General features: G+C 33.2%; 20 protein-coding genes and 1 tRNA gene. 9 read left to right on the top strand and 12 right to left on the bottom strand.

The annotated features are described in order from the left end of the window. Positions 1 to 40: 40 nt before the first annotated feature. The 8 genes from AC23MC_RS06165 to AC23MC_RS06200 all read left to right on the top strand — a co-directional run bounded on the left by AC23MC_RS06165 (position 41) and on the right by AC23MC_RS06200 (position 5,551). Positions 41 to 1,177 carry a 1-acyl-sn-glycerol-3-phosphate acyltransferase gene (locus AC23MC_RS06165; RefSeq protein ID WP_487567619.1) on the top strand — a complete coding sequence of 379 codons (1,137 nt, stop codon included), beginning with the start codon at positions 41 to 43 and terminating at the stop codon, positions 1,175 to 1,177. Then, complete coding sequence (locus AC23MC_RS06170; RefSeq protein WP_487567618.1) at positions 1,167 to 2,195, top strand: asparaginase; 1,029 nt, start codon at positions 1,167 to 1,169, stop codon at positions 2,193 to 2,195. The genes AC23MC_RS06165 and AC23MC_RS06170 overlap by 11 nt, the downstream gene beginning before the upstream one ends. Positions 2,196 to 2,270: 75 nt before the next feature. Then, a tRNA-Ser gene (locus AC23MC_RS06175) sits at positions 2,271 to 2,361 on the top strand. Between the two features lie 79 nt (positions 2,362 to 2,440). Further along, complete coding sequence (locus tag AC23MC_RS06180) at positions 2,441 to 3,253, top strand: MotA/TolQ/ExbB proton channel family protein (protein WP_487567617.1); 813 nt, start codon at positions 2,441 to 2,443, stop codon at positions 3,251 to 3,253. An 18-nt stretch (positions 3,254 to 3,271) separates the two neighbouring features. After that, positions 3,272 to 3,691: a hypothetical protein gene (locus AC23MC_RS06185; protein WP_487567616.1), complete on the top strand. Its 420-nt coding sequence runs from the start codon at positions 3,272 to 3,274 to the stop codon at positions 3,689 to 3,691. A 3-nt stretch (positions 3,692 to 3,694) separates the two neighbouring features. Further along, positions 3,695 to 4,303 (top strand): ExbD/TolR family protein, encoded by a 609-nt coding sequence (locus AC23MC_RS06190; protein WP_487567615.1) that lies wholly within the window; start codon positions 3,695 to 3,697, stop codon positions 4,301 to 4,303. An 11-nt stretch (positions 4,304 to 4,314) separates the two neighbouring features. After that, a complete protein-coding gene (locus AC23MC_RS06195; RefSeq protein ID WP_487567614.1) occupies positions 4,315 to 4,788 on the top strand; it encodes an ExbD/TolR family protein in 474 nt (157 codons plus the stop codon). 76 nt (positions 4,789 to 4,864) lie between these two features. Then, entirely contained in the window at positions 4,865 to 5,551 is a 687-nt protein-coding gene (locus AC23MC_RS06200; RefSeq protein ID WP_487567613.1) for a porin family protein, read from the top strand. On the opposite strand, the gene AC23MC_RS06205 is transcribed toward AC23MC_RS06200, so the two are convergent. From AC23MC_RS06205 to AC23MC_RS06245, 9 genes are all read right to left on the bottom strand, one after another. Continuing rightward, on the bottom strand, positions 5,546 to 6,151 hold the full coding sequence (locus tag AC23MC_RS06205) for a hypothetical protein (protein WP_487567612.1): 606 nt from the start codon (positions 6,149 to 6,151) through the stop codon (positions 5,546 to 5,548). The genes AC23MC_RS06200 and AC23MC_RS06205 overlap by 6 nt on opposite strands. Before the next feature lie 4 nt (positions 6,152 to 6,155). Further along, complete coding sequence (rpoN, locus tag AC23MC_RS06210) at positions 6,156 to 7,619, bottom strand: RNA polymerase factor sigma-54 (protein ID WP_487567611.1); 1,464 nt, start codon at positions 7,617 to 7,619, stop codon at positions 6,156 to 6,158. Positions 7,620 to 7,724: 105 nt separating this feature from the next. Further along, entirely contained in the window at positions 7,725 to 8,147 is a 423-nt protein-coding gene (locus tag AC23MC_RS06215) for a GxxExxY protein (protein ID WP_487567610.1), read from the bottom strand. 91 nt (positions 8,148 to 8,238) lie between these two features. After that, entirely contained in the window at positions 8,239 to 9,687 is a 1,449-nt protein-coding gene (asnS, locus tag AC23MC_RS06220) for an asparagine--tRNA ligase (RefSeq protein WP_487567609.1), read from the bottom strand. Between the two features lie 48 nt (positions 9,688 to 9,735). Beyond that, positions 9,736 to 12,147 (bottom strand): efflux RND transporter permease subunit, encoded by a 2,412-nt coding sequence (locus tag AC23MC_RS06225; RefSeq protein WP_487567608.1) that lies wholly within the window; start codon positions 12,145 to 12,147, stop codon positions 9,736 to 9,738. A 99-nt stretch (positions 12,148 to 12,246) separates the two neighbouring features. After that, positions 12,247 to 14,727 carry a DUF5686 family protein gene (locus AC23MC_RS06230; RefSeq protein WP_487567607.1) on the bottom strand — a complete coding sequence of 827 codons (2,481 nt, stop codon included), beginning with the start codon at positions 14,725 to 14,727 and terminating at the stop codon, positions 12,247 to 12,249. Between the two features lie 72 nt (positions 14,728 to 14,799). Beyond that, positions 14,800 to 15,363: a ribosome recycling factor gene (gene frr / locus AC23MC_RS06235; RefSeq protein ID WP_291091731.1), complete on the bottom strand. Its 564-nt coding sequence runs from the start codon at positions 15,361 to 15,363 to the stop codon at positions 14,800 to 14,802. Between the two features lie 47 nt (positions 15,364 to 15,410). Continuing rightward, positions 15,411 to 16,118: a UMP kinase gene (pyrH, locus tag AC23MC_RS06240; protein WP_291091733.1), complete on the bottom strand. Its 708-nt coding sequence runs from the start codon at positions 16,116 to 16,118 to the stop codon at positions 15,411 to 15,413. Between the two features lie 66 nt (positions 16,119 to 16,184). Beyond that, positions 16,185 to 16,979: a patatin-like phospholipase family protein gene (locus AC23MC_RS06245; protein WP_487567606.1), complete on the bottom strand. Its 795-nt coding sequence runs from the start codon at positions 16,977 to 16,979 to the stop codon at positions 16,185 to 16,187. Positions 16,980 to 17,075: 96 nt separating this feature from the next. Between AC23MC_RS06245 and AC23MC_RS06250 the strand changes: the two genes are divergently transcribed. Then, positions 17,076 to 17,690 (top strand): thioredoxin family protein, encoded by a 615-nt coding sequence (locus AC23MC_RS06250; RefSeq protein WP_487567605.1) that lies wholly within the window; start codon positions 17,076 to 17,078, stop codon positions 17,688 to 17,690. Here AC23MC_RS06250 and AC23MC_RS06255 read toward each other — a convergent pair. The 3 genes from AC23MC_RS06255 to AC23MC_RS06265 are packed head-to-tail and all read right to left on the bottom strand — an operon-like array spanning position 17,682 to position 18,774. After that, a complete protein-coding gene (locus AC23MC_RS06255) occupies positions 17,682 to 18,305 on the bottom strand; it encodes a YiiX/YebB-like N1pC/P60 family cysteine hydrolase (RefSeq protein ID WP_487567604.1) in 624 nt (207 codons plus the stop codon). The genes AC23MC_RS06250 and AC23MC_RS06255 overlap by 9 nt on opposite strands. Continuing rightward, the gene (locus AC23MC_RS06260) at positions 18,302 to 18,634 is read right to left on the bottom strand and encodes a type II toxin-antitoxin system RelE/ParE family toxin (RefSeq protein ID WP_487567603.1); all 333 of its coding nucleotides are present in this window, start codon (positions 18,632 to 18,634) and stop codon (positions 18,302 to 18,304) included. Before AC23MC_RS06260 ends, AC23MC_RS06255 begins: the two co-directional genes overlap by 4 nt. Then, positions 18,610 to 18,774 (bottom strand): hypothetical protein, encoded by a 165-nt coding sequence (locus tag AC23MC_RS06265; protein ID WP_248432489.1) that lies wholly within the window; start codon positions 18,772 to 18,774, stop codon positions 18,610 to 18,612. The genes AC23MC_RS06260 and AC23MC_RS06265 overlap by 25 nt, the downstream gene beginning before the upstream one ends. Positions 18,775 to 18,801: the final 27 nt, after the last annotated feature.

An 18,801-nucleotide genomic window follows, 5' to 3' on the forward strand; every position in this document is an offset into this window, starting at 1 on the left:
CATTTTTTTTGTTCATTTGTGCATTCAAAAAATCTGATTAATGTCAAAATTTGATACGATTCGACCTTATTACGACAGTGAAGTAAACGAAGGAATTCGTTCGGTGATTCATCATCCAATGATGAAAGCGTTGATGAATTTTACTTTTCCTGATGTTGATGAAAATGTTTGGATAGACCAACTTCAAAAAACACATTCAATTAGGGATTTTCAGGTAAACTTTGTTTATCATTCGGTGCAAAAAGTGCTTCAACGCAGTTCGGAAGGATTAACCACTTCCGGTTTTGAAAAGTTGGAAAAAAATACTTCTTACCTTTTTATATCTAATCATCGTGACATTATATTAGATACTTCTTTGCTAAATGTTGCACTATATGAACATGGTCTGGTAATGACAGCTTCGGCAATTGGCGATAATTTGGTTAAAAAAGATTTCCTATACAAATTATCAAAACTCAACCGAAATTTTTTAGTTCAACGCGGATTGTCGCCAAGAGAATTGTTGCAAAGTTCTAAATTAATGTCGGAATACATTGGTCAATTATTAATGAGAGAAAATCGTTCAGTTTGGATTGCTCAACGCGAAGGAAGAACCAAAGACGGAAATGATGCTACGCATCAAGGTGTTTTAAAAATGTTAGGGATGGGTTCCGATGAAGAAAATGTAATGGATTATTTTAAGAAATTAAAAATTGTTCCTGTTTCCATTTCGTATGAATATGATCCTACTGATGCTTTAAAAATGCCACAATTGATGGCTGAAGCAAATAATGAAGTATATATTAAGGAGAAAAATGAGGATTTTATTACTTTGTTAAGCGGAATAATGGGTCAAAAAAAACGTATCCATATGCATATTGGTGATGTTTTAAAAACTGAAATGGATAAAATTAAAGCAAACGAAGACAATTCAAACCGTCAAATTCAAGCAGTAGCACAAGTGATTGATGATTCTATTTTGAGTTCATATAAATTGTGGCCAACTAATTTCATTGCACATGATTTAATGCACAATTCCAACCAATACAGTCATTTGTATACAGAAGAAGAAAAATCATTGTTTGAAAGGAGATTAGAAATAAAAATTGATGCAAATAATCCAAAAATGGTTGAAAGTTTTTTGGCTATGTATGCTAATCCGGTGACCAATAAGATGAAATATCATAATGCATTCTAAAGCTAACATCCTTTTAATTTACACCGGTGGAACCATCGGAATGATGAAAGATTTTGAAACCGGTGCGTTAAAAGCATTTAATTTTAAAAAATTACTCCAACGAATTCCGGAATTAAAACAATTGGAGTGTGATATTGAAACCATTTCTTTTGAAAAACCAATTGATTCTTCTAACATGAATCCGCAAAAATGGGTTGAAATGGCTCAAATTATTGAAGATAATTATGTAAATTTTGATGGATTTGTAGTGCTTCATGGTTCTGATACCATGTCTTATTCTGCATCGGCATTGAGTTTTATGTTTGAAAATCTATCCAAACCAATTGTTTTTACAGGTTCTCAATTGCCAATAGGAGATTTGCGGACTGATGCAAAAGAGAATTTAATTACAGCCATTCAAATCGCTTCGTTAAAGCAAAAAGGAAAGCCTGTTTTTAAAGAAGTTTGCCTTTATTTTGAATACAAATTATACAGAGGAAACCGAACGAGTAAAATAAATGCAGAACATTTTATGGCTTTTGCATCACCCAATTTTCCTGCTTTGGCAGAATCTGGTGTACATATCAAGATAAATAACGAAGCACTTTTTCAGGCAATCACAACAAAAAAATTGGTTGTTCACAAAGAATTAGATTCGAATGTGGCAATCATAAAAATGTTTCCGGGACTAAATCAGAATGTTTTGGCCTCTTTATTTGATATACCTAATTTAAAAGGAATTGTTTTAGAAACATATGGAGCCGGAAATGCTCCTACCGAAGAATGGTTTATTTCTGTCTTGAAAAAGGCAATAAAAAAGGGAATTTACGTTATAAATGTGACACAATGTTCCGGCGGAAGTGTCAATATGGGGCAATATGAAACGAGTACGTATTTAAAAAAGATAGGAGTAATCTCAGGAAAAGACATCACCACAGAGGCAGCAATTACAAAATTGATGTATCTTTTAGGACAAAATGTTTCTGCTAAAGTGTTCAAAACCATTTTTGAAACTTCTTTACGAGGAGAATTGTCATAAAAATAACAAAATTAATTTTCTCAAGTGAGTTTTTTTTTGTTATTTGGCACTCTTAAAATACGTTGTAAGCAATGAGGAGAGGTGTCCGAGTGGTCGAAGGAGCACGCCTGGAAAGTGTGTATACTCCAAAAGGGTATCAAGGGTTCGAATCCCTTTCTCTCCGCCATTTTTTTATAATGTGTGATTAATTAAAAATAAATTTATACCTTTAACCTGATTAACTAATTAAATTAAGAACAAAAGCAATGAAAAGACTATTTTCTATTTTGGCAATCACAGGTCTATTGATGTTTGGAACGGTTCAAGCACAAGACTCTACAACTACACAAACTACTGAGCCAGCTGTAGAAGCTGCGGCAGCACCTGCCGAATCAACTGAACCAGAAGCTGCGGTTTCTGTTGATGATTCTGAAGCAACAGCAGAAAAATCATTTACTCAAGAATTGAAACAACGTTTCATCGAGGGAGGTCCTGAGTATATGGGTGCAGTACTTTTATGTTTAATTCTTGGTCTTGCTATAGCAATCGAGAGAATTATTTATTTAAATCTTTCTACAACAAATTCTAAAAAATTAATTAAAGACGTTGAAGATGCACTTCAATCAGGTGGAGTAAATGCTGCAAAGGAAGTTTGTAGAAATACTCCAGGTCCAGTTGCATCAATTTTTTATCAAGGTTTAGATCGTTCTTCGCATGGAATTGAATCTGCTGAAAAATCTGTTGTTGCTTATGGTGGTGTTCAAATGGGATTATTAGAGAAAAACGTTTCTTGGATTTCATTATTTATTGCACTTGCTCCGATGTTAGGTTTCTTGGGAACTGTAATCGGTATGATTCTTGCGTTCGACAAAATCGAAGCTGCAGGTAATATGGATGCTTCACTTGTAGCTGGAGGTATTAAAGTAGCGTTATTAACAACTGTATTCGGTTTGATTGTAGCAATGATTCTTCAAGTGTTTTATAATTATATCACTGCAAAAATTGACTCAATTGTGAACGACATGGAAGATGCTTCTATTAGTTTAATAGACATTCTTTCTGATCACTTAAAAAAATAATTTATAAATAAATTAAATATGAATATTTATAAACTAACAAAAATTTTTGCTGCAATTATTGGAATAATAAGTGTAGTACTATTTTTTGTAACACTTAGTCAGACACAAACAATTGAAAGTACCGTTACAGATGTTTTTATTCTTCTGTCATATATTACTTTGTTTGTTGCGATAATTGCAGTGTTATATTTTGTGTTTAAAAATTTATTTACTCACAAAGACAAATTAAAACAGACATTATTGACCATTGGCTTGTTTTTAGGTATTGTTGTTGTAGCATTTATTTTTGCTGATGGTACCGAATATAATTTGAAAGACATTACAGTTGGATCAGGTTATTCTAAAGCTATCAGTACAGCTTTAAACACATTTTATATTTTGGCAATAGCATCTGTTGGAACATTGGTATTTTCAAGTTTCAAAAAATTTAAATCATAAGTTATGGGCAGAAAAAGAAGTGCACCACCAGAGGTGAATGCAGGTTCTATGGCGGATATTGCTTTCTTGCTTTTGATCTTTTTCTTGGTTACCACAACCATACAAACAGATCAGGGGATTAACCGAAAGTTGCCACCAATTGAAGATGTTGTAGATCCGCCAGAGATAAAAGAGAAGAATATTTTTACCGTTTTGATTAATAAAAATGATCAACTTTTGGTAGATGATAAACCAATGGATTTAGCTGATTTGAGACAAGCTGCAATTGATTTTCTTGACAATGGAGGCGATGGTTCATGTAACTATTGTAAAGGATCAAAAGACATCACTTCTTCAGACAATCCTGACAAGGCTGTTATTTCACTGCAAAACGATGCAGAAACTTCTTATGAAGCATATATATCGGTTCAAAATGAGCTAGTAGCCGCTTACTATTTTTTGAGAGATAGAGAAGCCATGGTTAGATACGGAAAAACTTTCCGAGAACTTGAAGCAATGTTTGATGATCCTAAAACAAAAGAAGCTCAACGTTTAAGAATTGAGCCTTTAGTCAAAGATATTCAAGCTTTATATCCTCAAAAATTATCTGAGGCAGAACCTAAACGAAATTAAATTTTAGAAATATGTCTAGATTTAAAAAGAAAAAACAAGATGGAGTTCCCGCAATCTCCACAGCATCATTACCAGATATTGTGTTTATGTTGTTGTTCTTTTTCATGGTATCAACTGTGATGAAAGATAGTGACTTAATGATTCAAAATGCTTTGCCTAAAGCCGATCAAGTTACAAAATTGGAAAAGAAAGATCGTGTAATGTTTATCTTTGCCGGAAAACCGCATGAAAAATATCGCAGACAATATGGTGAAGGTGCTCGTATTCAATTAAATGATCGTCTTTCTGATGTAACAGATATTAAAAATTTTGTTTTTGCCGAAAGAGCTGCAAGAGATCCTGCATTAGAAAAAGTTTTAACCACTTCACTTAAAGTGGATAAAGAAGTTAAAATGGGTCTTGTTGGCGAAATCAAACAAGAATTAAGAAAAGTTGAAGCATTAAAAATTAATTATACTACCAATCAAGGTAAGGTAACAAATTAATTTATAAAATTTTAAATACAGAAGCCACGCAAATGCGTGGCTTTTTTTGTAATTTTATATTCACAAATAAGCTTTTATGAAATTAAGTCTTTTTATGTTTTTCTTTTCGTGTGGCATGTTGGCACAAGACACTTTATATTATGAAAAGAAGATAGATTCATTGTACAGAGAAGACCAATTCTATTTTGGGTTTGCTTATAATGTATTACAAAACAAACCAAGAGGCGTTTCACAAGATGGATTCTCCACTGGTTTGCACTTGGGTTTTCTTCGTGATATGCCAATAAATAAAAATAGAACGTTTGCTGTGGCTGCCGGGTTAGGGTTAGCTTATCAAGCATATAATCAAAATTTGCTTATTTCTAACACCGATGAAGGTTTCAGTTACACGGTGATAGAGTCGGATGTTTCATTTAGAAAAAATCAATTTTCGTTTGTCAATGTAGATCTTCCTATTGAAGTGCGTTGGCGAACATCTACACCGGATAGCCATAAGTTTTTCAGACTCTATTCAGGGTTTAAGTTGAGTTATATGATTTTTAATAATTCCCGCTTTATTTCAGACTCTGGTGATATTAAAATTAATAACAATAAACAATTCAACGCTTTTCAGTATGGCGTTTATTTAGCTACAGGTTATAATACGTGGAATTTTTATGCCTATTACGGTTTTAATACCATCTTTAAATCTGAAGCAAAATTTGATGGAAGACCAATGGAGTTAAGTACGTTGAATTTAGGTTTACAATTTTATATTCTATAACCAAAAGTACCACAAACAAAACTGCGGAATTGCTCCACAAAAGAATCCTACAAATAATTCAAACATTGTGTGAGCTTTCATTTGCAGCCTTGAGGAAGCCACAAATCCATTGAGTGTGATAAAAGTAGCGACAGTATAAAGTAAGGGTAGCTCTACTCTTGAACTTAATGCAATTATAAAAAACGTTAAAGCGGCAATTCCAAGCATGTGCAAACTTGCTTTTACTTTTAGAATCAAAAATATAATTGCTAAAATTGTACTCCAAAATGCACCAAAAAAGAAAAAGTAAAGTTCCGGGATTCTGTCAATTGTGATGCTTTTTTGCGTTAGAATCAATAACAAAATACAATTTATTGTCAAAGGAATTTTTCTTTGCGATAATTGTGCAATCATTATCGAATCAACTTTTCCCAGCGATAATAGCAGATAAAATAATGAAATTGGAATCAACACTGTAATAATTACAATCTGAATCATATAAAGATAGATTTCCTGCAGTACAAAAAAATCCCAAAACAAAATAAAAAAGAAAGCTGCCGCATAAACCGATATAAAAAGCGGATGAAAAAGATAGGAAAATATGGGGAGAATGTTTTTCAAATAATTACATTTTTTTCCGCATACGAGCAACAGGAATATCCAATTGTTCACGGTATTTGGCAACAGTTCTTCGGGCGATTGGGTAACCTTTTTCTTTTAAAATTTCCGCCAATTGATCGTCCGGAAGAGGTTTCTGTTTATCTTCTTCTTCAATTACATTTTGAAGAATTTTTTTAATTTCCAACGTTGAAACATCTTCACCTTGATCATTTTTCATCGATTCTGAAAAGAATTCTTTGATGAGTTTGGTTCCATAAGGAGTTTCCACATATTTACTATTGGCAACTCTGGAAACGGTGGAAATATCCAATCCAATCATATCCGCAATGTCTTTTAAAATCATCGGACGGAGTTTGGTTTCATCACCTTCTAAAAAGTATTCCTGCTGATAGTGCATAATGGCATTCATCGTGACAAACAAAGTCTCCTGACGTTGTCTAATAGCATCGATAAACCATTTTGCCGAATCTAATTTTTGTTTGATAAACTGTACTGCATCTTTTTGTGCATTCGATTTGTCGCGAGAATCTTTATACGTTCGCAACATATCTTGATAATCCTTCGACACATGAAGCTCCGGTGCATTTCTTCCGTTTAACAAAAGTTCAAGTTCGCCTTCCACAATTCGAATGGTAAAATCGGGAACAACATGTTCAATCATTTTATTGTTTCCTGTAAAAGCTCCACCCGGTTTTGGGTTTAGCTTTTCAATTTCTTCGATTGCTTTTTTAAGCTGATCTTGCGAAACACCATATTTATGAAGAAGTTTATCGTAATGTTTTTTTGTAAATTGTTCAAACTGATTTTCGATGATATCAATTGCCAAATCAACTGATTCTGATGGCGTTTTGTGTTTGAGTTGCAACAACAAACATTCTTGCAAATCGCGAGCACCAACTCCGGATGGTTCTAATTCGTGAACGATATGTAGAATACGTTCTACAGCTTGTTCATCGGTGTAAATACCTTGCGTAAATGCTAAATCATCAACAATATCGGCTACTGATCGACGGATATAGCCCATGTCGTCAATGCTTCCCACTAAAAATTCTGCAATTTCTCTATCTTCTTCGGAGAGAATAAAGGTGTTTAATTGATTTATCAAATCCTGATGAAAAGTGACCGGTGCAGCAAAAGGCGTTTCACGATCTTCGTCATCATCACTGTAATTATTGGCTTGGAGTTTATATTCGGGAGTTTCGTCGTCACTCAGGTACTCATCTATGTTAATGTCTTCTGCATCAATTCGATCGTATTCATCTTCTTCGTAATCGTCGAATTCTTCTTTTTCAAATTCATCTTCATATTCATCTTCCTCTTTTCCGCCTTCCAATGCCGGATTTTCATTCATTTCCTCTTTCAATCGTTGTTCAAAAGCCTGCGTTGGCAATTGAATTAACTTCATCAACTGAATTTGTTGAGGAGATAATTTTTGAGATAATTTGAATTGTAGATTTTGTTTTAACATTTTTATATTCTTTTACTACTTAACTCTGAAATTTTTGCCACAAAGTCACAAAGTATTTTTCTTTGATTTTTTTGAAGGCACAAAGCTCATTGTAACTATAATAATTTAGTGATTCTTTGTGTAAATATATCTTTTAATACCGTCTTTTATCAAAGGAACATTAAAATTAATTAAAAAGCCTAATTGATTTTGTGTTAATTTTAAATGACTTATCAATTGAGCTTTCCAAATAGGATTAACAATATCAACTGCTTTTATTTCAATGATGATGGACTCTTCAACATATAAATCAAGGCGTAAACCTTCATCAAAATATAATTCATCATAAATAATTGGCAAATCAATTTGTCTTTTGACTTTCAATCCTGCTTTTTCTAATTCATAAGCTAAACAAGCTTCATAAATTTTTTCTAATAAACCCGGACCAAGTTTTTTATGAACTTGATAGGCTGAATTAACAATAATTTTTGCAATTCTTTCTTCTTCGTCAGTAATCATAATCTTCGTGACTTCTTTTCTTCGTGGCAAATAATAAAAATCTTTTTGTTTAAAAGTTTAAGGTTTCAAGTTTCAAGTTGCTGAAGGTACAACAACTTGAAACTTTAAACTTGAAACAAATTTAGAACTCAGCATTCTGCGGTGTTCTCGGGAACGGAATTACATCACGAATATTAGTCATTCCGGTTACAAAAAGAACTAATCGTTCAAATCCTAAACCGAAACCGGAGTGAACAGCCGTTCCAAAACGACGCGTATCCAAATACCACCATAATTCTTCTTCATCAATTCCTAATGCTTTCATTTTTTCAACCAAAACATCATGACGTTCTTCTCTTTGCGAACCACCAACAATTTCACCAATTCCAGGGAACAAGATATCCATTGCTCGAACGGTTTCTTTTCCTGGCTCCGTATTGTCATTCAAACGCATATAAAATGCTTTAATTTTTGCCGGATAATCATATAAAATTACCGGACATTTAAAGTGTTTTTCAACTAAGAAACGTTCGTGCTCACTTTGCAAATCGGCACCCCATTCTTCAATTAAATATTGAAATTTTTTATTCTTATTTGGTTTTGAATTTCTTAAAATATCAATCGCTTCTGTGTAAGTAACACGTTTGAAATTATTTTCTAAAACAAAATTTAATTTTTCTAACAAACTCATTTCGCTTCGTTCAGCTTGTGGTTTGTTTTTTTCTTCGTCTAACAAACGTTGTTCCAAAAACTTCAAATCATCTTCATGTTTATCAACGGTATATTTGATAACATATTTAATAAAATCTTCGGCTAAGTCCATGTTATCCGCCAATTCATTAAACGCCACTTCGGGCTCAATCATCCAAAATTCGGCTAAATGGCGAGATGTATTTGAATTTTCCGCTCTAAATGTTGGTCCAAATGTATAAACTTGGCCCAAAGCCATTGCATAGGTTTCGGCTTCCAATTGTCCCGAAACAGTTAGATTGGTTTCTTTACCAAAAAAATCTTCTTTATAATTTATTTTTCCTTCTTCTGTTCTTGGGGTGTTGTCGAATGGAAGTGCAGTTACTTTAAACATTTCACCAGCACCTTCAGCATCTGAACCGGTTATAATAGGTGTGTTGACATAGAAAAAACCTTTTTCTTGAAAATACTGATGAACAGCAAACGAAAGCGTTGATCGCACTCGCATAATCGCTCCAAAGGCATTGGTTCGCACACGCAAATGAGCATTTTTTCTTAAAACTTCTAACGAATGTTTTTTTGGTTGCATCGGATATTTTTCTGCATCCGAATCACCTAAAATTTCAATTTTTGAAACTTGAACTTCTACTTTTTGACCAGCACCTTTGCTTTCTGCTAATGTTCCGGTTAACGAAACAGCAGCCCCGGTGGTAATTCTTTTTAAGGTTTCTTCCGGTGTGTTTTCAAAATCAACAACACATTGGATATTATTAATGGTAGAACCATCATTTAAGGCAATAAATTGATTGTTTCTAAAGGTTCTAACCCAGCCTTTTACGGTTACTTCGGTTAAAATAGGTGTGGCTGTTAGTAATTCGTTAACTTTCGTGTGCTTCTTCATTTTGTTTTAAGTTTACTATGCAAATATACTAGATTATAATTTTTTTGACTAGGATTTAGGTTCAGTTTCTTTTTCGTCTTCTTCCACCAAAATATCAATGGTTGGTTGAAGAAATTCTTCTTGATTGGCAATGGTTTTTTCTAAAGATAATAATAATGCCGGTAAAAGCAATAAATTTGATAACATGGCAAAAAGCAAAGTGGCCGAAACTAATCCGCCCAAAGCAACGGTTCCGCCAAAGCTGGATATCATAAATACTGAAAACCCGAAGAATAAAACGATGGAAGTGTAAAACATACTGACACCGGTTTCTCGCAATGCATTGAACACTGATTTTCTGATTTTCCAGTTGTTTGCTTGTAATTCCTGACGGTATTTGGCTAAGAAGTGAATCGTGTCATCAACCGAAATTCCGAAAGCAATGCTAAACACTAATATGGTTGATGGTTTTATGGGAACTCCCAAATACCCCATCAATCCAGCAGTAATGAGCAAAGGTAATAAGTTTGGAATTAAGGAAATAAGCACCATTTTGAACGAACGAAACAAATAGGCCATAAAAAGCGAAATGAGAAAAATGGCAAACAAAAGCGACATTACTAAATTGTCTACCAAATAATTTGTTCCTTTTTGAAATACCAATGCTTTTCCGGTCATAGTAACCGTATATCGATCTGATGGAAAAACTTTATTGATTTTATCCCACAATTTTTCTTCAATTTTTTCCATTTTATCAGTGCCGATGTCTTTCATAAAAGTTGTGATTCTGGCATATTGACCTGTGGAATCAACATAACTTTTCATGAAATTTTCTTTACTGTTTTGGGTTGCATTTTTGGCATAACTTAAAATAAAACCTTGTTCTTGTGCGGTTGGTAATTCATAATAATCGGGATTTCCGTTGTAGTAGGCTTGTTTCGAATATTTAACCACATTAACAATCGACATCGGTTGAGAAAGTTCCGGTATCTCACTGATGATTTCTTGCACTTCTTCCATTTTTCGCAAAGTGGAAAGTTTCATTACACCTTTTTTTCGTTTGGTGTCAATCATAATTTCCAAAGGCATGACACCATCAAATTCTTTTTCAAAGAATAAAATATCTTTGAAAAACCCTGTTTTTTTAGGCATGTCTTCGATCAAACTTCCTGAAATTTTCATTTGATAAATTCCAATGATACTTACAACAAGAAGAATAAGGGAGGTGATATAAATGGAAATACTTTTGTTTTTTACAGTTCTTTCAACCCAATTTACAAATGTTTTGGTATACGTTTTGTCAAGGTGTTCCAAATGTTTGTCCTTTGGCAAAGGCATAAAACTGTAGATAATTGGAATGACTAACAAACACAAAATAAACAACAAAACAATATTGATGGAAGCAATAATTCCAAATTCTGTTAATAACTCACTATCAGTTACAATGAAAGTGGCAAAACCGGCAGCGGTGGTCAAATTGGTCATCAAAGTAGCATTTCCAACTTTTGAAATTACTCGTTGTAATGATTTGGCCTGATTTCCGTGTTTTTTGACTTCCTGTTGATACTTATTGATTAAGAAAATACAGTTAGGAATTCCGATTACGATGATTAATGGCGGAATAATTGCGGTTAAAACAGTGATTTCAAATCCAAGTAAGCCTAACGTTCCAAAAGCCCACATTACACCAATAATAACTACACACATTGAGATGAATGTTGCTCTGAAACTTCGGAAAAAGAAGAAAAATATTAATGACGTTACCAAAAGTGCGGCTCCGATAAAAATGCCAATTTCATCCACAATGTTTTGCGAATTGAGTGTCCGGATATAAGGCATTCCGGAGACTTTTAAATCGATTTTTGTTTGTTCTTCAAAAGCTTCTATTTGTGGAATTAAATTTTCAACAACAAAATCTTTTCGAACACTTGTGTTTACAATTTTCTTATCCAAATAAATCGCAGCTCTTATTGTTCCGGTTTTTTTGCTGAACAATAAATGCTCATAAAAAGGTAAACGTTCAAAAAGTTCTTCGCGTTTTTCAAGAAGATATTTTGCGTTTTTTATTTTAGTTGAATCAATAAAATCAACCAATTCAAACGTTTCTAATGATTCGTTTTTATTTAATTTCTTTAAATCATCAACCGAAATTATCAAATCAACTTCATTTGACTTTTTTAAGTTCGTCATCAAATTTTTCCAAGCGGTAAACTGTTTTGGAGTAAAAAAAGTTGAGTCTTGAACACCAATGATAATTAAGTTTCCTTCTTCGCCAAACTTATCTAAAAATTGATTGTATTGTTCGTTTACTTCATGATGATCGGGTAGAAGATTCGCTTCTGTATACGTGAAACGCATGTGTTTCCATTGAAATGCCAAAAACACGGTCAATAGAAAAACGATGGAAAGAATTGTGATTCTGTTTCTGAGGATAATTCGGGCAATTGATTCCCAAAAACCTACGCTAAACCATTTAGCCATACGATAATTTTAACGGATGCAAAGGTAGTGAAATCAATACTAAATAGATTGTATTAACTGTAATTTAATCTTTGAAAAAATCAATAAAACGAATTATTATTATAAACCTAAATCGAGTACAAAAGTTAACTTAATTGCGATATTATCTTCAAATCGACTCAATTGATTTGGCCCATAGCGATAAAATCCAGCCAATCCAAATCCGCTGAAAATTTGGTTTAACTCGATTCCGGATTCAAAGTAACCTTCGTTAATGGTTTTATAATTAAGTCCTACATGCTGTTCGGGTTTCTCCATATTTCCCCAAGCCATTCGAGTCACTAAAACTAAGGAAGGTTTTACTTTTTTAAATAATTCTACTCTTTTAAATCCATGTTTAAAATGAAGCATTACATATTGACTTGAAAAAAACTCGTTAAAACGCATGGTTTCAAAACTATTTTTTCCGGCCACGGTTAAACGCTGCAGTAAAGCTTCGCGATCTAAATTATTTGGGGAATTGTTATATAAGTGCGTTAGCGGTACATCGCCAAAAGCATATCCTGCTTGAATTAAAACTGCGGATTTTTGTCCGTTTATGAATTGTTTTTCATATTCTGCTCGGGCATCAATTTTTCCAAACTGAAAATCATTACCAAAAAAATCAGGTAATGATTCTGTAAATTGAAAGGTGAATTTAGGAAATCTTTTCTCAATTTCAATTTTCCCCGTTGGAGTATGCATGTAATCGCTAAACGGATTCCATTGAATTGAAACTGAAGCGGTGGTCATCGTGTATCGATTGTATAAATTTTCACCATCAAAAAACGCATAATTAAACAAAGGTTCAATTTTTGAATGATTCAACTGCCAAATACTTTCCGTTTTGGGCAAAAAATTGGTTTCCACATAACCTTTCCAAGTTTTGTGATGGTAGAAAGTGCTTAGGTTAATTGGTCTTGGATCATAAATTTTGAAAACCCTTTTATCTATATTAAACTTTGTACTACCAATTTCCTGAATGTCATCTGTATAAGAAATTCCGGCCCACGTGTTTGAAAAATTTCCAACTCGAGTAGATCCACCCAAATGATACTTTATTTTTTCATCTTTAAGACCGTAGGCAACATATCCGTCTATTTTAAAATCTTTAGAAAATCGCTCATTAGTTGTTCCGCCAACACCAAAACGGAAGCCTTCGTAGTTATTGTAGCTTACTAAGTAGCGTAAATCAAAATCAAAAAAACCTACCGGAACATAGCCGTTTATAATTTTTCTGCCAAAAAAAAGCTTGGCATTTATTCCTTTAAAAAAGGCTAAACTATCTTTCACAGCAAATGTGTTTCGGTCTCTTTTACTAAAACGATCTTTTCTGTTTTTTAACCAAAATGTCGTGTCTTTTTTAGCAACATCGTCGTCTATTTCTATCGCAACAGAGTTTCGGGCTATGCTTAGAGGAATATTTATTTCACGATCATAAAAAAATGTTTTGGAATGCATAAAGGAAAAATCAGAAGCCGCTTTTTCACGTTTTTTTCCTAATTCGTCATATTCTCCTTCAAATTCTATTGTTCCTCCCAGAATTTTTATAGGATCATCATTTTTTCCTTTGATGATTTTTAATTCATAGGTGTTTGGAAACCAAATTTTTTCATTTAATAAAAATTCATATTCATGAATTGCTGTTAAATCGATAATTCCTCGCACACGCATAATGGCTTTGGCCACAGCGAAATTTTCTTGATCAATAAAAAGTAGTCCTTCCATTCCTTTTTTATTGATTCTTTTTTTGTTTTTAAAATAGACCAAAACGGTTTTTCGGTTAGAAAGCGAAATCGTATCTAATAATTCAAAATCATAATCGCGAAGACCTTGTTTTGAAATCGGATTTATATACTTTGTTTCTAATAATTCATAGCGAGGTTCATAAACAGAATAGGATTGAAGGTTAAAACCAATCACTTCATAAATCGGATTTTTGAATCCCGACATTTGTGAAGCTAAAACAGTTTCCTTGAATTTAGAATCGCTATATTGAAACAACGAAACCTTTTCGGTAACAAATAAATGTTGTTTTGTAACTAGTTTTTTAAACTTAAAATCGGTTGAGTCAATTTTAATTTTATTCGATTTTTTGATTGTATCAATTTTTCCTTTGATTGAATCAGGATGAGCAGTTACAACAATTTTATTGTAGCCTTTGTATTGAAAGGTTGAAAGTGCTTGTTTGGGATTATTTTGCTCAATTGAAGCATAAACAGCATTTAGAAATATTTTTGATTGCTCTTGTTTTTGACTTAATTCTGATTCAGAAAATTTTGGTTTAGATTCTAAAAAGACTGAAAAATGGCTGGTTTTTTCAATAACAAACTCTTTGCTGATATAATTTAGGTAAGAAATAACCATTTTTTCACCTGCTGATGAACTGATAAATTCAAATTTTCCTGTCACATCTGCAATCGTTGTTCTGCCGGATGAAGATTGAATCGTGGCAAAAGGCAAAGGAGTTTTAGTGGTCTCTTCTTTAATAATTCCCGTCACTCTAAATTGTGCCTGAACACAAAATGAGCAAAAAAGAAATAGAAAAGCGAGGTATTTCATGTGTTATAAAAATGCGAATCACAAATGTAATTTATTAAAACAAAAAATCCACTCTTTCAAGTGGATTTCAATTTATACTTTCATGATTTCGGCTTCTTTGACTGCTAGAATATCATCAATTTTTTTAATGTATGCATCGGTTAGTTTTTGAATGCTTTCTTCGGCAGATTTACAAATATCTTCCGAAGTTCCGTTTTTTTCCTCTTTTTTGATGTCGGTATTGGCATCTTTACGAGCATTTCTAATTCCGATTTTGGCATCTTCTGCTTCGGATTTGGCTTGTTTAACCAAATCTCTTCTGCGTTCTTCCGTTAATGGTGGTACAGAAATGATGATATTATCGCCATTATTCATTGGGTTAAAACCTAAATTGGCAATCATAATAGCTTTTTCAATCGGATGCAACATTCCTTTTTCCCACGGTGTAACCGTGATCGTTCTTGCATCGGGAACGTTGATATTTGCCACTTGCGAAAGCGGTGTTTGCGAACCATAATAATCAACAAAAACTCCACCTAGCATTTGTGGTGTTGCTTTTCCGGCTCTAATATTTAAAAATTCTTTTTCCAAATGAGCAATCGAACCATCCATGTGTTCTTTTGCGGTATCAATGATAAAATCTATTTCTTCTGTCATGATAGTATGTTTTTAATCGTATTCTATTATTCAAAAATAAAGCCAAATTAAATGGTAACGGTAGTTCCGATGGTTTCGCCATTGCAAACTTTCAATAAATTCCCCGGTTTGTTCATATCAAATACGATAATTGGTAATTTATTTTCTTGACTTAACGTAAATGCGGTGGTATCCATCACATTTAACCCTTTGCTCAACACATCCTCAAATGAAATATAATCAAATTTTACGGCATCTTTGTGTTTTTCCGGATCGGCATTATATACACCATCTACGCGAGTTCCTTTTAAAATTACATCGGCACCCACTTCAACACCTCTTAAAACAGCTGCTGTATCCGTTGTAAAATACGGATTTCCTGTTCCTGCACCAAAAATTACAATTCTACCTTTTTCTAAATGGCGAACAGCTCTTCTTTTGATATAAGGCTCTGCAATCGCTTCGATTTTTAAAGCGGTTTGCAAACGAGTTAACATTCCGGCTTCTTCTAAGGCTCCTTGCAATGCCATTCCGTTGATTACCGTGGCAAGCATGCCCATATAATCGCCTTGCACTCTATCCATTCCATTGCTGGCTCCGGCAACACCTCTAAAAATATTTCCACCACCAATAACGATGGCAATTTCTACTCCTTGATTGTGAATTTGTTTAATTTCTTGAGCATATTCTGCCAGTCTTTTTGGGTCAATTCCATACTGACGGTCGCCCATTAACGCTTCTCCACTTAGTTTTAGAAGTATTCTTTTGTATTTCATAAGATGTTTTTTGTGGTGCAAATATAAAGAATTATTGATTTTATCAATATAAAAAATCGGAGTAGTTTACCTATTGTCAATATGGGATTGAAAATCAGGAAATGATTTTTTGGCTGCTTCGTAACCATGATTAAAAATTATTTCCATTTTAATTTTGTTGGTTTCGAATGTTCCGTATTTTGATAATTCTTCGGGTTCAATAACCCAATCACATAAAGTAAATTTTTGCATGGTTGTGTTTGCCGTTAATAAATCAAAAGCTCGCGATGTTACTGCTTTAATAGAATTTAAATCTTTCGCTTCAATTTTTTGAATCGGACTAACGTAAACACCAATAATAATATCGCATCTGCCTTGTAAAATATCGGTTGGAAAGTGGTTCAGAATTCCACCATCGCTATACCAATTATCATCAATTACATAAGGCGAAATAATTCCGGGAAAAGCACTGGAAGCCAAAATAGCATCCACAATGGAAGTATCTCTGTCAAAAATTTTAATTTTCCCTTTCACCATGTCGGTTGCTGTAACATGAATAGGAATTTTTAATTCGCCAATGGTTGCATCACCAAAAACATCCGTAAAATATTTTTTAAAAGATAAACTATCAATAATTCCAGCTTTGGAAAAGGTAAAATGTTTCCAATGAAAAAAGTAAATGGATTGAAAAAAGGATAAAATTTCTTTCGGAGATTTTCCAAATGCATACAAAGCGGCTACGATTGAACCCGCACTACTTCCTGCTATCTGTGTAGGTTTAATGTTTTGTTCTTCCAAAAATTGAAGAACTCCGGCATGTGCTAATCCTTTTGAACCGCCACCCGAAAGTACTAAACCTATATTTTTTGACTTGAATTCCATATCGCAACCAAAAATACATTTTTATTGTGAACTGTTACAAGCGTTACAAAGTAAAAGCAAAATAATCTTTACTTTTGTGCCATAAATTATCAATTTATGCAAGATATTATTAAAAGCAGTTTAGCAAGAAGTGTAACTTATTTAGATTACCGTAAACAAGTTACCAATTTATTGAAAGAAGGAAAATCAACCGGAAATGAACAATCGGAAGATTTGACAAAGTATAGTGAATTGAACGAAGTTCGAATGAATCGCTTAGATAAAACTATTCAGATTTCTGATGAAGTTAAATTAGGTTTAAGTAATTTACGAGCCAATTATTTATGGATAGTCATTTCAGAAGGTTGGTGTGGCGATGCGGCTCAATTGTTGCCCATCATCAACAAAATGGCTGAACTTTCAGAAAAAATTGATTTACGAATTGTTTTTCGTGACGAAAATGAAGCGTTAATGAATCAGTTTTTGACGAATGGTGGAAAAGCCATTCCAAAATTATTGATTTTGGATGCAGAAACTTTAACCGTTTTAAGCGATTGGGGTCCAAGACCGGAAGGTGCAAGAAACCTAATTTTAGACTATAAAGCTCAATTTGGAATTGTGGATGAAACTGCGAAAACGGAACTTCAAAAATGGTATTTGCACGATAAAGGTCTGAGCACTCAAACTGAAATTATGGCTTTAGTTGAAAAATATGAAAAGCAATTAGTTTAACTTTCCAACAATTTTAATTTTATCAGAAGTAGAAATTCCACCCGGATTACAACCCAGTTCTCCTTCCGGGATTTCTATTTTTAGGTTTTGATAATAATCAACCCAAGCAGGAAAAAATTCATTCGTTTTAGGTTGTTTGAATGTCATCGGTTGTAATTCGAAAAAAGGTTCGCCGTAAGCATTTAAAAAAGCATCATAAATTAATTCAGAACAATAATATTTTCCGTTATCATATAAATAATCATCGTCATACGGAATTCCGATTTGTTGTTTAGAAAACGAAATAACTTGCGGAATTAATTTTTTATATTTCGATTTTACTCTTCCAATAAACATAGTGGTTTGTGTGTTTTTTGAAAACTGTTCCAACGTCACTTTTCGAACGGCATTTCCGGCTGCTTCGATAATAAAAACAGAATCATTTTCAATTAAAACCAATCCCAAATGACTAAAATCATTGCCGTCATATCCTTCGGTTACAGCGTGAATGGCTTCGCATAAATCGCCACAATTCATCTTTTGAAAAAGTAAATCGCCGGTTTTTAATTTGGAAGATTGTCCAAAAATTATAAAAGAAACAAGAAGAAAAATAGAGGAGAATAAATTGCGAATCATGTTTTGATTTTTCTAACTTGTTTGATGATTTTTGGCGAACGACTTCCATGAAAAGCTCTTAACACTTCAATTTTATTGGCTCTAATTCGGTAGATAATTAAATAAGAACCTAAAATGATATTTCTGTAAATTTTGGTTTTGGTTTCAAGATGACGACATTCGGGATGAAGAAGGTATTGGGTTCCGAGGTTTCGAACCATTTGCTTCAAATCGTCATAAAAGTATAGAGCCGCTTTTTCTCCAAAAATGGCTTCTCCATATTCAAAAACATCTTGAATATCATTTAAGTAAAAAGTTGACCTAATTACTTTTTTCTTTTCAATCTCCATTCTTCGAATTTTTTATCAAATTCTTTTTCTGTCAAAAAAATTCCTTCCTCCGCTTCTTTAATAAGCGAAACAAATTCATCCTGCGACATAGGTTTGCCTGGAGTTGCTAAGTTTTTAGATTTATCTTTTGATGTTTTCATGGCTATGAATTGAATAGTAAAGATAAG

Source organism: Flavobacterium sp. T50_26, assembly GCF_057652995.1.